The sequence below is a fragment of the Sphingomonas sp. GV3 genome (genome assembly GCF_031082075.1).
Taxonomy (GTDB): Bacteria; Pseudomonadota; Alphaproteobacteria; order Sphingomonadales; family Sphingomonadaceae; genus Sphingomonas; species Sphingomonas beigongshangi.
In genome coordinates this window covers 711134-725236 of sequence record NZ_JARWLE010000001.1, presented here as the reverse complement: position 1 = coordinate 725236, position 14103 = coordinate 711134, and the positions used below count along the sequence as shown (strand labels likewise).

The window sequence follows — 14103 nt, the reverse complement described above, 5'->3', positions numbered from 1 at the left end:
CGGCGCCAGCCGATCCTCGGCGCGAAATGGGAGAGTTCAACGCAATGTCCTTCGATCGGATCGATCGGCAGATCCTGGCGCATCTCCAGGCCGACGGCAGGATGACCAATGTCGAACTCGCCGAGCGCGTCGGGCTTACGGCGCCGCCCTGCCTCCGCCGCGTGCGCGCGCTCGAGGAAGCGGGGGTCATCCGCGGCTATCACGCCGACCTGGACCCCGCCAGCCTGGGATTTCCGATCACGGTCTTTGCGATGGTCTCGCTGCGCAGCCAGGCCGAGCATGATCTTGCCGCGTTCGAGGCGCATGTCGCGGGCATTCCCGAAGTCCGCGAATGCCACATGCTGAACGGCGAAATCGATTTCATCCTCAAGATCGTCGCCGCCGACCTCAAGAGCTTCCAGGAAATCCTGACCACGCACCTGACGCCCGCGCCGAATGTCGCGAGCGTCAAGACGTCGTTGACCATCCGTACGGCGAAAGCGGTGTCGGGTATTCCGGTCTCCGCCGACTGAGCCGTTCCCGCCTCGGGTCGTGGCATCAGGGCGCGCGATCGGCCGGTGGCGTGACATGGGCCCCTGCACGCCGCAGGGGCCCATGTCGCGACAAAGGAGCCCGAAGGGCCCCCTCGCCCTACTTTCTGTACGTGACCTTCTTCACCGCGGCGACGACCTTGTCGGCGTTGATCAGCGCCTTCTTCTCCAGGTTCGCGGCATAGGGCAGCGGCACGTCCTCGTCGGTCACGCGCAACACCGGCGCGTCGAGATCGTCGAAGCCCTCCTCCATGACGAACGCGGCGATCTCGGACGCGATCGAACAGGTGGGCCAGCCTTCCTCAACCACCACGATGCGGTTGGTCTTGGCGAGGCTCTTGAGTACCGTCTGCTTGTCGAGCGGGCGGAGCGTGCGCAGGTCGATGACCTCCGCGTCGATCCCCTCGCCGGCCAGCGTCTCGGCCGCCTCGAGCGCGATGCCCACGCCAATCGAGTAGCTGACGAGCGTGACGTCCTTGCCCGGCTTCATGATGCGCGCTTTGCCGATCGGGAGGACGTAATCGTCCATCTTCGGCACCTCGAACGAGCGGCCGTACATCAGCTCGTTCTCGAGGAAGACGACCGGGTCTTCGGAGCGGATCGCCGCCTTGAGCAACCCCTTGGCGTCCGCCGCGTCATAGGGCGCGATGACGATCAGGCCGGGCACGCTGGCGTACCACGGGCCATAATTCTGCGAATGCTGCGCACCGACGCGGCTCGCCGCGCCGTTGGGGCCGCGGAACACGATCGGGCAGCGCATCTGGCCACCGGACATGTAGTTGGTCTTGGCGGCCGAGTTGATGATGTGGTCGATCGCCTGCATCGCGAAGTTGAACGTCATGAACTCGACGATCGGGCGCAGCCCGCCCATCGCCGCGCCCGTACCGACGCCCGCGAAGCCATATTCGGTGATCGGCGTATCGATGACACGGCGGTCGCCGAACTCGTCCAGCAGCCCCTGCGTGACCTTGTACGCGCCCTGATATTGCGCGACTTCCTCACCCATCACGAAGACGCGATCGTCGGCGCGCATCTCCTCGGCCATGGCGTCGCGCAGCGCCTCGCGAACGGTGAGCTTCACCATCTCCGTCCCTTCCGGGATCGCCGGATCGGTGCGGCCCTCGTGCGCGGCGGCCTCGAACAGCTGGCGCGCGCCGGTGTCGACCTTCTCCTGCGCGGGATGCGCCGAATCCTCGACCGTATCGGCCGTCTTGCCGCTTTCGTCCGCCGTCGCGTCGCCCTTCGGGCTGTCGTCCTTGGTCGCGGCGGGCGCGGCGGCCGCATCGGCGGCGCTCTCGCCGTCCTCGAGCAGGGTCGCGATCACCGTGCCGACCTTCACATTGTCGGTACCTTCCGCGACGACGAGCTTGCCGATCGTGCCTTCGTCGACCGCCTCGAATTCCATCGTTGCCTTGTCGGTCTCGATCTCGGCCATGATGTCGCCCGACTTGACGACGTCACCTTCCTTGACGAGCCACTTGGCCAGCGTGCCTTCCTCCATGGTCGGCGACAGCGCGGGCATCTTGATCTCGATCGCCATCTCAGTAGCTCTCCACCAGCACGTCGGTATACAATTCACCCGCTTCGGGCTCGGGCGTGCTTTCGGCGAAATCGGCGGCTTCGTTCACGACCTTGCGGATCTCCTGTTCGATGGACTTGAGGTCGGCCTCGCCGACGCCATGGCCCTCGAGCAGCTTCTTGACGTGCTCGATGGGGTCGGACTTGTCGCGCACCGCCTGCACTTCCTCGCGGCTGCGATACTTGGCGGGGTCGGACATGGAATGGCCGCGATAGCGATAGGTCTTCATCTCGAGGATGACCGGCCCCTTGCCCGCGCGCACCCAGGCGAGCGCCTCCTCGGCGGCACCGCGGCAGGCGAGCACGTCCATGCCATCGACCTGGATGCCCGGGATGCGGAAGCTCTCGCCGCGGCGATACAGCTGGTCCTCGCTGCTGGCGCGGTTGACCGACGTGCCCATGGCATATTGGTTGTTCTCGATCACGAAGATGATCGGGAGCTTCCACAGCTCCGCCATGTTGAAGCTCTCGTACACCTGGCCCTGGTTGGCCGCGCCGTCGCCGAAATAGGCGAGGCAGACGCCGCCGTCGGCGCTGTACTTGTGCTTGAACGCAAGGCCCGTGCCGAGGCTGACCTGCGCGCCGACGATGCCGTGGCCGCCGTAGAACTTATGCTCGGTCGAGAACATGTGCATCGACCCGCCCTTGCCCTTCGAGATGCCAGCGGCGCGACCGGTGAGCTCGGCCATGATGATCTTCGGATCGATGCCATAGGCCAGCATGTGGCCGTGGTCGCGATAGCCGGTGATCACCGAATCCGTATCGCCGTTCAGCGCGGACTGCAGCCCGACCGCGACGGCTTCCTGGCCGATGTACAGGTGGCAGAAGCCGCCGATGAAGCCGAGTCCGTAGAGCTGTCCCGCCTTTTCCTCGAAACGGCGGATCAGCAGCATCTGCTTGTAGAAGTCGAGCAGCTGGTCCTTGTTCGCCTCGAACGGCTTGGGTTCGGCGGGCCGCTCGCGATTGCTCAGCGGCGGTTCGGCGGGACGAGCGGCAGGCGATTTGGCCACGTAATACCTCGACGGTCCTGGGGAAGAATGTGCGAGCGCCTATAGGCCGGGTTTCGTCGGAACATCAATTCCCTGCCGCAACATGGCCGCGACGTAGCGTCGGGGCGCACCCGCTGGGACGGGTTCCGACGGGATTTAGCCGCTTTCGCGCAATCTTGTTACGCGGAACGCGGACAGCTTCCTTCCGACCCGCCGATCTTTGCGCCCGTCCGCGCTGCACCAGGCCGCCTCACCAAGCATGGCACCCCCCGTCATGCACGAGCTGCTCGAGGGACTGCTCGCAGCGTTGCGGGCGCAGGAACGCCACAAAGGCATCCTCCAGGGGCCGGCCCGCTGTCGCGGTCGATAGCGCAAGTTTGTTGCCCTTTGGCCCCGCGCGCGCCAAACCGCAGCGAAGATGAGCACGTCCGTTCACCCGTTCCGCATCGGCAACTTCCGCGCCTATTGGCTTTCCCGCCTGTCGGGCACGATCGCGCAGACCGCGCTGGCCATCGTGATCGGCTGGCAGGTCTATGGTCTCGCCCGCGAGACGATGGACATCCGGCAGGCCGCGTTCCTGCTGGGCATGATCGGCGCCGCGCAGTTCGTGCCCCTGTTCCTGCTGACCCCCGTCACCGGGCTCGTCGCCGACAGCGTCGATCGGCGCTGGATCGTGCGCGCGACGACCGCGCTGATCGCCGCCACCGCCGGCGCGCTCGGCTTGCTGACCTGGGCGGACGCGCTGACGCTTCCGGCGCTGTTCGTAGCCGCGGTCCTGATCGGGATCGTGCGCGCCTTCACCGGCCCCGCCTACTCGGCGCTCGCCCCGAACCTCGTCCCGCGCGACAGCCTGCCGACCGCGATCGCCATCTCGTCGATTGCCTGGCAGGTCGGCTCGATCGCCGGACCGAGCGCCGGCGGCCTGCTCTACGCCATCCATCCCGATGTCGCCTATGCGACGATCACCGGGCTGTTCGTGCTGGCGCTGGTGACGATGCTGCTGATCGGCAAAGTGCCGCAGCCCCCCGCGCAGAAGGACCGTCGCCCGATCCATCGCATTCTGGACGGCTTCCAATACGTGCGTAACAACCGGCTGGTGCTGGCGACGATCACGCTCGACCTGTTCGTGGTGCTGCTCGCGGGTGCGACCGCGTTGCTGCCGATCTATGCGCGCGACATCCTGCACGTCGGATCTCAGGGGCTGGGACTGCTCGCCGCGGGCATGGGCATCGGCGCGGCGGCGACCGCCGTCTGGTTCTCCGTCCGACCGATGTCGTCCAACGTCGGCGTCAAGATGCTGGCGGCGGTAATCGTCTTCGCATTGGCGGTGCTGACCTTCGGGTTGTCGACCTGGTTTCCGCTCAGCCTCTGCGCGCTGATCGTCGCGGGCGGCGCGGACATGGTTTCGGTCTACGTCCGCCAGTCGCTGATCCAGCTGCACACGCCGGACGCGATGCGGGGACGGGTGAGCGCGGTGTCGCAGTTGACCATCTCCGCCTCGAACGAATTGGGTGAGGCGGAGAGCGGGCTGATGGCGTCGCTGCTCGGCCCGGTCGGCGCGGTCGCGTTCGGCGGATGCGCCGCGATCGTCGTCACGCTCGCCTGGTCGCGCCTTTTCCCCGAACTGAAGCAGGCGCGGACCTTCGATCCGCCGGATATGTTACAGGTCGAACCCCAACACGGAGAAGCCAAGCCATGAAGGCCAACACGATCCTGGAGACGATCGGCAACACGCCGCACATCCGCATCCAGCGGCTGTTTCCCAGTTCCGAAGTGTGGATCAAGTCGGAAAGGTCGAACCCGGGCGGGTCGATCAAGGACCGTATCGCCTTGGCGATGGTCGAGGCCGCGGAGCGGGACGGCCGACTGAAACCCGGCGGCACGATCGTCGAGCCAACCAGCGGCAATACCGGGGTCGGCCTGGCGATGGTCGCGGCGGTGAAGGGGTACAAGCTCGTCCTCGTCATGCCCGAGTCGATGTCGCTGGAGCGTCGGCGGCTGATGCTCGCCTATGGCGCGACGTTCGACCTCACCCCCCGCGAGAAGGGCATGAAGGGCGCGATCGAACGTGCGCTCGAGATCGTCGATCAGACGCCGGGCGCCTGGATGCCGCAGCAGTTTGAGAACCCCGCCAACATCGACGTCCACGTCCGCACGACGGCGCAGGAGATCCTCAACGATTTCCGCGATTCGCCGATCGACGTGATCATCACCGGCGTCGGCACCGGCGGCCATATCACCGGCGTCGCCGAGACCCTTAAGAAGGAATGGCCCGACCTGAAGGTGTTTGCGGTCGAGCCTGCCGCGTCGCCGGTCATCGCCGGGGGCCAGCCCGGCCCGCATCCGATCCAGGGGATCGGCGCAGGCTTCATTCCGGCGAATCTGCACACGCAGGCGATCGACGGGGTGATCGAGGTCGATGCGGCGGTCGCCAAGGACATGGCGCGCCGCGCCGCGCGTGAAGAGGGTCTGCTGGTCGGTATCTCCTCCGGGGCGACGCTTGCGGCGATCCTGCAGAAGCTTCCCGACCTGCCGGACGGCACGCGGGTGCTCGGCTTCAACTACGATACGGGCGAACGCTATCTGTCGGTGCCGGACTTCCTGCCCGAACAGTGACCATGCCCACGAACGATGACGGCGTCCTCGCCGCGGCGGGGACGTCGACAGGTGCGTCGTCGTCCGGCGATGGCGCCCGCGCCCGCCGGGTCGCCCTTCCCGCTATCCTCGCGGCGACCTCGGCGCTCGCGCTGGCGATTCCCGCCTGGGTGGTGACGCATCCGCCGGCGATCCGCGTCGCGCCGCGACTTCATGTGAAGCTGCCGCCGCGGCGGATCGTGCCGCCGGCCGAGTTGCCGCCGGTCGAGCCGGTGCGACTGATCGATCTGTCGCCGGACGATGCCCGGGCGTTCAACGCGGACGTTCCCTTCTCGACGGCGCCCAATCCGCCGGCCCGGCCGTTTCATTTCGCCGGTGGACCGGACGATCTGGCGCGCGCGACCGACTGTCTGGCGGCCGGGGTATTGTACGAAGCGGGGGACGATGCGCAGGGGGAGCGCGCGGTTGCGCAGGTGGTGCTGAACCGGCTGCGCCATCCAGCCTTTCCGAAGACCGTATGCGGCGTCGTCTTCGAGGGGCAGGACCGCAGCACGGGCTGTCAGTTTACCTTCAGCTGCGACGGTGCCCTGACGCGCTGGAAGCCGGGCGAGGCAGCCTGGAAACGTGCCCGCGAGGTGGCGGCGATGGCGCTGTCCGGTTCGGTGTACAAGCCGGTGGGCTATGCGACCCATTACCACACCGATTGGGTGGTACCCTATTGGCAGGCGAGCCTCGACAAGATCGCAGCGGTGCACAGCCACCTGTTCTTTCGCTGGAGCGGCTGGTGGGGCACGCCGCCCGCATTCAATCGTCGTTGGACCGGGGGCGAACCGGTGATCGCGCAGCTGGCGCCCGTTTCCGATGCGCACAAGACCGGGGCGGCCCTTGCCGAGGCCAAGGCGGCGCTTGCCGAGGCCGCGGTGGCTTCGCCGTCCGGCGGCGCCCTCGTTCCGGTGACGGGCACGGGGGACAGTTTCCTCGTCGCCCTTCCCCGCACCATGCTGGCGGAGGATTTCCCGCAGCTCGCCGCGAAAGCGTGCGGCGATCGACCGGTCTGCAAATTCTCCGGATGGGCCGACGCGGCAAACGTGCCCGCCGCACTGCCGCTCGGCACCGCGCAGGTGGCCAGCATGTCCTTCAGCTACCTGCGCGATCGCGCGGCCGGTATCGAGAAGAGCCTGTGGAACTGCCAGCAGTTCGCGCGGCCCGAAAAATCCCAGTGCATGAAGCAGCAGGTGCTGATGACCGCCGTACCCGTGTCGGCCGCCAGCCCTCTCGCACCAGCCGATGATCATGGTGTCGCCGAGTTGAGCGGCGTGCGACGAAAGGGTGATCCCGCCCCTGCCGCATCCCCCACGGCCCGGCCCGCGGCCAAACCATGAGGTGACACGCGCGGGTGCCGCCATCGCTGACGGCACACGCGCCTGCATCTTAGACCGCCGCTCCGCCGATCGGGCGGCGGCGATGGATCACGCCGCCCGGAACATCTCCGGCGGCAACGCCATCACCGTGTCCGCACCGCCCTCGATCTTGCGGCGGAGCGCGCCGGCGTCGGGCAAGATGCGTTCCGCGAAGAAGCGCGCGGTGACGAGCTTCGCGTCGAGGAAGGCTGTGTCGCCCTCGCCGCTCGCCTTGAGCGCGGTCGCGGCTTTCGCCATGCGCAGCCACATCAGGCCGACCGCGACCAGGCCGGTCAGGTGCATGTAAGGCACCGCGCCAGCACCCACGTTTTCCGGGTTCTTCATGCCGTTGGCCATGAACCACATGGTCGCGGCCTGCATCTGGCCGAGCGCCTTCTCCAGCGCCTCCGCGATCGCTGCCGTCGCCGGATCGGCCTTTCCTGCCGCCGCTTCCTCGCCGACGATCTTGAAGAAGGCCTGGACGGCGCGGCCGCCCTTCTGCGCGAGCTTGCGGCCGACGAGGTCCATCGCCTGGACGCCGTTGGTCCCTTCGTAGATCATCGCGATTCGCGCGTCGCGGACATATTGCTCCATCCCCCATTCCTGGATGTAGCCGTGGCCGCCATAGACCTGCTGCGCGTTGGTTGCGACCTCATAGGCCTTGTCGGTGCCGACGCCCTTGATGACTGGGGTAAGCAGGCCGACGAGATCGCTTGCCATCTCGCGGTCCTCGTCCGTCGCGGCATGGTGCTCGAGGTCGACCTGGAGCGCACCCCACAGGCAGAGTGCGCGAAGCCCCTCCGTCCACGCCTTGGCCTCCATCAGCATCCGCCGGACGTCCGGATGGACGAACAGCGTGTCCGCCTTCTCGTTCGGCTCCTGCGGGCCGGTCAGCGCGCGGCCCTGGCGCCGGTCGCCGGCATATTGGACGGCGTTCTGATAGGCGACCTCGGCGATGCCGAGCCCCTGCAGGCCGACGCCGAGGCGGGCGGCGTTCATCATGATGAACATGGCGGCGAGGCCCTTCATCTCCTCGCCGACGAGCCACCCCTTGGCGCCGTCATAGTTCATGACGCACGTCGAATTGGCATGGATGCCCATCTTGTGCTCGATCGAGCCGCAGGTCACCGCGTTGCGCTCGCCGAGCGATCCGTCGTCATTGACCAGCACCTTCGGCACCACGAACAGGCTGATGCCCTTCGAGCTGTCCGGCGCGCCCGGCGTCTTGGCGAGGACGAGGTGTATGATGTTGTCGGTCAGGTCGTGCTCGCCCGCCGAGATGAAGATCTTCGTGCCGGTGATCGCATAGCTGCCGTCGGCCTGCGGCTCCGCCTTGGTGCGGATCACGCCGAGGTCCGTGCCGCACTGCGGCTCGGTCAGGTTCATCGTGCCGCCCCATTCGCCCGACACCATCTTGGGGACGTACATCTGCTTCTGCGCCTCGGACCCCTGCGCCAGCAGCGCGGCGATCGCGCCATGGGTCAGGCCCGGATACATGGCGAAGGCCATGTTGGACGAAATCATATATTCCTGGAACGCGGTCGACACGACGTGAGGCATCCCCTGCCCGCCATATTCGGGCAAATTGCCCAACGTCGCCCACCCGCTTTCGACATAGCGCTTGTACGCGTCCCGAAATCCAGCTGGCGTCGTGACGCTGCCATCCTCGTGCCGGGTGCAGCCTTCCTGGTCCCCGGACTGGTTTAGCGGGAACAACACCTCGGCGACGAAGCGGCCGCCCTCTTCGAGCACCGCGTCGACGACGTCGGGTGTCGCCGCATCGAAACCGGGCAGGTTGGCATGGTTCTGAAGGCCGACGACATGCTCCAGAACGAAGCGGGTATCGCGGACGGGGGGCGTGTACTGGGGCATCGAAAAGGCTTCCTCTCAGGCGTCCTGGGCGTGAACGGCTTCGACGACGTTCACGAATTCGGTCAGTTCGGCGATGGCGGCATCGATGTCGTGCTTCTGCCGTTCGAGCAGCGCGATCCTGCCGCGACAGCGGTCGATCGTCGCCTGGCGCTGTGCGCGTCGGTTGTCCCCGACGTCGTACAGGTCGATCATTTCGCGGATCTCGCCCAGCGAGAAGCCGACACGCTTGCCGCGCAGGATCCACGCCAGACGGGCCCGGTCGCGATGCGAATAGATACGCTGTGTACCCCGCCGCTCCGGTGCGATCAGCCCTTCGTCCTCGTAAAAGCGGAGCGCCCGGGCGGTAACGCCGAACTCGTCCGACAGGTCGGAGATCGTATAGCTGTCGCGGTCATCCCGCGGCGCGATGGGCGCATAGGCAGGCGTCAAATCCATGCCCGTCAATTAGCTTACCTTTACGTCAACGTCAACCGCCACAAAGAGGCTGGCCCGCCGGCGAACGCAGTTGCGCCGCTTCCGAAGCAGAAGCGCTGACGCGATCGACGGCGAGCGCCGACAGCGAAGCACGCCCGGTACAAAGCGATTCGCAGGCCGATGAAAGCGCCGCCGGAAAGACGATGCGATCGCCATCGATCGCGGCATCGAACCGACACGACCCGAAGGCGAGGCGGGCTGAATCGCCACGCTGGCGAAGCGTGCCGGCCGCCGCGCATCCCTGCCCTTCGCCATAGTCGATGAGGACGCCGACGCGCAGCGTACCGGCATGCCCCGGCACAACACACAGGCGATCGGTTTCCCGCGACCAGGCGCCGATGAGCGTCACGCGCCGAGGATCGACCACCATGCCCGCTGCGACCGCAGCGTTCTCCAACCGGGCACCGGCAGATGGTGCTTGCGACTGCGGCTGCCGCCCGCACGCCGGCAGCAGTGCGAACGTCGCGAGCAGCGCCGTCGTACACAGCCTCATACGATGCGAACGAGCCGATCGCCCTCGATCCGGCGATAGAAGCACGTATCCGCCCCCGTGTGGCATGCCGGACCGGCGGGATCGGCGATGATCCAAATCGCATCCTGATCACAGTCGATGCGCATCTCGACCACCGACAGGATATTTCCTGAGGTTTCGCCTTTCTTCCAAAGCCGATTGCGACTGCGCGACCAGAACGTCGCGTGGCCGCTGTTCCGGGTCTCGGCGAGCGCGTCCGCATTCATGTGCGCGACCATGAGTAGCGCGCCTTCACGGTCCGTCACGACGGCGGTGATCAGGCCGGCTCCGTCGTATTTGGGATCGAGGACAAGCTCGGTTTCGCGCGGTTCGGACATGTCGGTCATTTAGCCGCGCGGGAAGATGGCGTCACGCCGGTTGTGCGTCGTCTCTCAGCCTATCGGTGGCCGCGAATCGCCTTCGCGAGCCCGGCCTTATCCATCTTCGACCGGCCGGCGATGCCGATCTCGCGCGCTTCCTTCAGCAGGTCCGCCTTGCTGCGGTCCTCCAGATGGGTCGACTTGTGGTCCAGCGTGCCGGCCGCCTTCGCATTGGCGATCCGGGCCGCCTTCTCCTTCGAATTGCCCTGTTTGCGCAACTCTTCGTAGAGCGCATCGTCCTTGATCTGGGCGCCGTGGTCCTTTGCCATCGCGGATCTCCTTCCGCCGTCGAACGAGCGGAAAGCACCAACGCTCCCGCATCCGCATGACAAACAGGCGACAAACCTGTTTCGCGTGCCTATATGCGCGCTCGCACGACATCAGGCCGGGCCATGCTGACCACACATCCCTTTGACGACGACACGCTGCACGAGGAGTGCGGCATCTTCGGTGTTTCCGGCAGCGACAGCGCGGCCGCGCTCGTTGCGCTCGGCCTGCACGCGCTGCAGCATCGTGGGCAGGAGGCCGCCGGGATCACGAGTTTCGACGGCCACCTGTTCCACAGCCATCGCGCGATGGGCCATGTCGCCGGCAATTTCGACCGCGACGACGTGATCCGCGCGCTGCCGGGCAACGTTGCAACCGGCCATGTCCGCTACTCGACAACCGGCGAGACCGCGCTGCGCAACGTCCAGCCGCTCTACGCCGACCTCTCGACCGGCGGCTTCGCGATCGCCCACAACGGCAATATTTCGAACGCGATGAAGCTGCGCCGCGAGCTGGTCCGTCGCGGGTCGATCTTCCAGTCGACCAGCGACACCGAAACGATCATTCACCTCGTCGCGACGTCCAGCTATCGCACGCTGCTCGACCGCTTCATCGATGCGCTCAAGCAGATCGAGGGCGCCTATTCGCTCATCGTCACCACGCCGGAGGGCATGATCGCGTGCCGCGACCCGCTGGGCATCCGACCGCTCGTGATGGGCCGCCTGGACGATGCGATCATCTTCGCCTCGGAGACCGTGGCGCTCGACGTGTGCGGCGCCACGTTCGAGCGACAGGTCGAACCCGGCGAGTTGGTCATCGTCCAGGGCAGCGAGGTCCGTTCGATCAAGCCGTTCGCGCCGATGGCGCCGCGCCCCTGCATCTTCGAATGGGTCTATTTCAGCCGTCCCGATTCGATCGCGGGCGACCAGTCGGTCTATTCGGTCCGCAAGGAGATCGGCGCGCAACTGGCGATCGAGGCGCCGGTCGAGGCGGACCTCGTGATCCCGGTGCCCGATTCGGGCGTCCCGGCGGCGATCGGCTACGCGCAGCAGTCCGGGATCCCGTTCGAGCTAGGCATCATCCGTTCCCACTATGTGGGCCGCACCTTCATCCAGCCCGGCGACAAGGTCCGTCACCTGGGCGTCAAGCTGAAGCACAACGCCAATCGCGCGCTGATCCAGGGCAAGCGTATCGTCCTGATCGACGATTCGATCGTGCGTGGGACGACCAGTCTAAAGATCGTGCAGATGATGCGCGATGCGGGCGCGGCGGAAATTCACATGCGGATCGCCAGCCCGCCCACGCGACACAGCTGCTTCTACGGCGTCGACACGCCCGAGCGCGCCAAGCTGCTCGCCGCCAAGCTCGACGTCGGTGGCATGACCGATTTCATCCACGCCGACAGCCTCGCCTTCGTCTCGATCGACGGCCTGTACAAGGCGCTGGGAGAGGCCAAGCGTGCGGACATCCGGCCCAAATACTGCGATGCCTGCTTTACCGGCGATTATCCGACGACGCTGACCGACCATGACGATGCGGCCCCTGTCGACCAATTCGCGATGCTCGCGGAACGGGTAAATTGAGCGAGATGAGCAAGGCTCTGGACGGGAAACTGGCGTTAGTCACCGGCGCCAGCCGGGGCATCGGCGCCGCGACCGCGATCGCGCTTGCCAAGGCCGGTGCGCACGTCGTGCTGACCGCCCGCACCGCCAAGGATCTGGAAAGCGTCGAGGATACGATCTTCCAGTCCGGCGGCTCGGCGACGATCGCTCCGCTCGATCTGGCGCAAAGCGACTCGATCGCACGGCTGGCGACGGCGGTGGGCGAGCGCTGGCAGGCGCTGGACATCCTGGTGCTCAACGCCGGCACACTTGGCAGCCTGGCGGCGGTGCCGGCGATCCAGCCAAAGGAATTCGCAGAGGTGTTGACGCTCAACGTCAGTTCGCAGGCGGCGATGCTCGCCGCATTCGACGCCATGCTGCGCCGGTCGAAGGGCGCGCGCGTGATTGGCGTCACCTCAAGCGTCGCGCGCAAGCCGCGCGCCTATTGGGGCGCCTATGGTGCGTCCAAGGCGGCCTTCGAAACGCTGATCGGCGCCTATGGCGATGAGACTGCCGAGATCAGTGCGATTCGTACCGCGATCCTCGATCCCGGTGCGACGCGGACCAAGATGCGCGCCCGCGCCTATCCGGGCGAGGATCCGCATTCGGTGAAGGCGCCGGAGGTGGTGGCGGAACGGATCGTGGCGCTGGCGACCAACGGGTTCGCTCCGGGGCATTTCGAACGGGTCGGCTGATCCGGCCTAGGCCTTGACCAGCGTAACCTGCGCGACGTCGATGCCGCCACCCCGGAAGCCGCCCTCGCAATACATCAGATAGTAGCGCCACAGGTCGCGGAACCGCGCGTCCAGCCGGGCCGGCAGGCGGGCCGCCCGGTCGGCATTCTCGAATCGCTCGCGCCAGTGCCGCAGGGTCTGCGCATAATCGAGGCCGAAGCCCTGCCGGTCGGTCCAGGCGAGACCCCGCGCCTCGCAGAGCGCGCGGAAGCGGCTCTCGGACAGCAGCATGCCGCCGGGGAAGATGTAGCGCTGGATAAAATCGACATTGCCTGCATAGGCGGGAAAGATGTCGTCGGCGATGCTGATATACTGGAGCGCGGCGCGGCCGCCCGGCTTCAGCACGCGGACGAGCGTGTCGACATAGGCCGGCCAGTAATCCTGGCCGACCGCTTCGACCATCTCGATGCTCGCCACCGCGTCATAGGTACCGGCGACGTCGCGATAATCGGTGAGCGCCACGGTGACACCGGGAAGGCCGCGGGAGTCCACGGCCGCCTTCTGCTCGGTCGACAGCGTCAGGGCGTGGACGCAGCGCCCCGCCGCCGCGGCAGTCGCCGCGAACGACCCCCAGCCGCAGCCGATCTCGAGAATCGTGTCGCCCGGGCGGGCCGCGGTGCGCTCGAGGATCGCTGCGAGCTTGCGCGCCTGCGCCCGGGCCAGATCGTCGCCCGGCCCGTAGATGGCGCTCGAATAGGTGAGGCTTTCGTCGAGCCATTCGCGGTAGAAATCGTTGCCCAGGTCGTAATGCTCGGCGATGTTCCGGCGCGCGCCCTTGCGGTCGTTGCGGCGGACCCGATGCCAGGCGCGTAGCGCCGCCTTTGGCAGCCCCCCGGCCCGCGCCGCGCCGCCGAGCGTGGCGCGGTTGCGCATGAACAGGTCGAACAGCGGCACCGGATCGGGGCTGGACCATTCGCCGGCCTCCCACGCCCGATACCAGCCGACCGACCCTTCGGTCGCGAGCCGGATCAGCGCGCGCCACGACACGATCGTGACGATCGGCACCGGCCCCGGTTTACGGCCGCCGAGCAGCCGGCGTGTCCCGTCGGGAAGGCGCGCCTCGATCCCGCCGCTTGCCAGCCCCGCATCGATGCGGTCGAGCAGGCGGTGGAACGGGATCGCGATCAGGCGGGAGAAACGTGCGGCCATGCGCGCGCCCATGCCCGAGGATC

At 67.0% G+C, this 14103-nt stretch carries 14 protein-coding genes; 6 read left to right on the top strand and 8 right to left on the bottom strand.

What is annotated here, in order from left to right:
* Positions 1-44: 44 nt before the first annotated feature.
* Positions 45-512 (top strand): Lrp/AsnC family transcriptional regulator, encoded by a 468-nt coding sequence (locus RF701_RS03280; RefSeq protein ID WP_203309932.1) that lies wholly within the window; start codon positions 45-47, stop codon positions 510-512.
* A 118-nt stretch (positions 513-630) separates the two neighbouring features.
* Here the strand turns inward: RF701_RS03280 and RF701_RS03275 are convergent, their stop codons facing one another.
* Entirely contained in the window at positions 631-2070 is a 1440-nt protein-coding gene (locus tag RF701_RS03275) for a pyruvate dehydrogenase complex E1 component subunit beta (RefSeq protein ID WP_308814073.1), read from the bottom strand.
* Between the two features lies 1 nt (position 2071).
* On the bottom strand, positions 2072-3118 hold the full coding sequence (pdhA, locus tag RF701_RS03270; RefSeq protein WP_203309930.1) for a pyruvate dehydrogenase (acetyl-transferring) E1 component subunit alpha: 1047 nt from the start codon (positions 3116-3118) through the stop codon (positions 2072-2074).
* A gap of 397 nt (positions 3119-3515) precedes the next feature.
* Between pdhA and RF701_RS03265 the strand changes: the two genes are divergently transcribed.
* From RF701_RS03265 to RF701_RS03255, 3 genes are read left to right on the top strand one after another with little or no spacing between them, the layout of a single operon-like run.
* Positions 3516-4796 carry an MFS transporter gene (locus tag RF701_RS03265; protein WP_308814072.1) on the top strand — a complete coding sequence of 427 codons (1281 nt, stop codon included), beginning with the start codon at positions 3516-3518 and terminating at the stop codon, positions 4794-4796.
* Positions 4793-5713, top strand: a complete 921-nt coding sequence (gene cysK / locus RF701_RS03260) for a cysteine synthase A (protein ID WP_203309928.1) — start codon at positions 4793-4795, stop codon at positions 5711-5713. Before RF701_RS03265 ends, cysK begins: the two co-directional genes overlap by 4 nt.
* 2 nt (positions 5714-5715) lie before the next feature.
* Positions 5716-7074: a cell wall hydrolase gene (locus tag RF701_RS03255; protein ID WP_308814071.1), complete on the top strand. Its 1359-nt coding sequence runs from the start codon at positions 5716-5718 to the stop codon at positions 7072-7074.
* An 87-nt stretch (positions 7075-7161) separates the two neighbouring features.
* Here RF701_RS03255 and RF701_RS03250 read toward each other — a convergent pair whose 3' ends face one another.
* The 5 genes from RF701_RS03250 to RF701_RS03230 all read right to left on the bottom strand — a co-directional run bounded on the left by RF701_RS03250 (position 7162) and on the right by RF701_RS03230 (position 10598).
* Positions 7162-8964 carry an acyl-CoA dehydrogenase C-terminal domain-containing protein gene (locus RF701_RS03250; protein WP_308814069.1) on the bottom strand — a complete coding sequence of 601 codons (1803 nt, stop codon included), beginning with the start codon at positions 8962-8964 and terminating at the stop codon, positions 7162-7164.
* 15 nt (positions 8965-8979) lie between these two features.
* Positions 8980-9399, bottom strand: a complete 420-nt coding sequence (locus tag RF701_RS03245) for a MerR family DNA-binding transcriptional regulator (RefSeq protein WP_210358625.1) — start codon at positions 9397-9399, stop codon at positions 8980-8982.
* A 31-nt stretch (positions 9400-9430) separates the two neighbouring features.
* Positions 9431-9808, bottom strand: coding sequence for a hypothetical protein (locus tag RF701_RS03240; protein WP_308814068.1), 378 nt, complete (start codon positions 9806-9808; stop codon positions 9431-9433).
* A gap of 119 nt (positions 9809-9927) precedes the next feature.
* Complete coding sequence (gene hisI, locus RF701_RS03235; RefSeq protein ID WP_210358627.1) at positions 9928-10287, bottom strand: phosphoribosyl-AMP cyclohydrolase; 360 nt, start codon at positions 10285-10287, stop codon at positions 9928-9930.
* A gap of 59 nt (positions 10288-10346) precedes the next feature.
* Positions 10347-10598, bottom strand: a complete 252-nt coding sequence (locus tag RF701_RS03230) for a Rho termination factor (RefSeq protein ID WP_210358628.1) — start codon at positions 10596-10598, stop codon at positions 10347-10349.
* Positions 10599-10721: 123 nt separating this feature from the next.
* On the opposite strand from RF701_RS03230, the gene purF reads away from it, so the two are divergent.
* Both purF and RF701_RS03220 read left to right on the top strand, forming a co-directional pair.
* Positions 10722-12179, top strand: a complete 1458-nt coding sequence (purF, locus tag RF701_RS03225) for an amidophosphoribosyltransferase (protein ID WP_203309921.1) — start codon at positions 10722-10724, stop codon at positions 12177-12179.
* A 5-nt stretch (positions 12180-12184) separates the two neighbouring features.
* Positions 12185-12892 (top strand): SDR family NAD(P)-dependent oxidoreductase, encoded by a 708-nt coding sequence (locus RF701_RS03220; RefSeq protein WP_308814067.1) that lies wholly within the window; start codon positions 12185-12187, stop codon positions 12890-12892.
* 6 nt (positions 12893-12898) lie between these two features.
* On the opposite strand, the gene RF701_RS03215 is transcribed toward RF701_RS03220, so the two are convergent.
* Positions 12899-14080 carry a cyclopropane-fatty-acyl-phospholipid synthase family protein gene (locus RF701_RS03215; RefSeq protein WP_308814066.1) on the bottom strand — a complete coding sequence of 394 codons (1182 nt, stop codon included), beginning with the start codon at positions 14078-14080 and terminating at the stop codon, positions 12899-12901.
* Positions 14081-14103 lie beyond the last annotated feature (23 nt).

Coding starts and splice junctions, on each gene's coding strand:
- RF701_RS03280 (WP_203309932.1), top strand. CDS start 45: ATGTCCTTCGATCGGATCGATCGGCAGATCCTGGCGCATCTCCAGGCC.
- RF701_RS03275 (WP_308814073.1), bottom strand. CDS start 2,070: ATGGCGATCGAGATCAAGATGCCCGCGCTGTCGCCGACCATGGAGGAA.
- RF701_RS03265 (WP_308814072.1), top strand. CDS start 3,516: ATGAGCACGTCCGTTCACCCGTTCCGCATCGGCAACTTCCGCGCCTAT.
- cysK (WP_203309928.1), top strand. CDS start 4,793: ATGAAGGCCAACACGATCCTGGAGACGATCGGCAACACGCCGCACATC.
- RF701_RS03255 (WP_308814071.1), top strand. CDS start 5,716: ATGCCCACGAACGATGACGGCGTCCTCGCCGCGGCGGGGACGTCGACA.
- RF701_RS03250 (WP_308814069.1), bottom strand. CDS start 8,964: ATGCCCCAGTACACGCCCCCCGTCCGCGATACCCGCTTCGTTCTGGAG.
- RF701_RS03245 (WP_210358625.1), bottom strand. CDS start 9,399: ATGGATTTGACGCCTGCCTATGCGCCCATCGCGCCGCGGGATGACCGC.
- RF701_RS03240 (WP_308814068.1), bottom strand. CDS start 9,808: ATGGTGGTCGATCCTCGGCGCGTGACGCTCATCGGCGCCTGGTCGCGG.
- hisI (WP_210358627.1), bottom strand. CDS start 10,287: ATGTCCGAACCGCGCGAAACCGAGCTTGTCCTCGATCCCAAATACGAC.
- RF701_RS03230 (WP_210358628.1), bottom strand. CDS start 10,598: ATGGCAAAGGACCACGGCGCCCAGATCAAGGACGATGCGCTCTACGAA.
- purF (WP_203309921.1), top strand. CDS start 10,722: ATGCTGACCACACATCCCTTTGACGACGACACGCTGCACGAGGAGTGC.
- RF701_RS03220 (WP_308814067.1), top strand. CDS start 12,185: ATGAGCAAGGCTCTGGACGGGAAACTGGCGTTAGTCACCGGCGCCAGC.
- RF701_RS03215 (WP_308814066.1), bottom strand. CDS start 14,080: ATGGCCGCACGTTTCTCCCGCCTGATCGCGATCCCGTTCCACCGCCTG.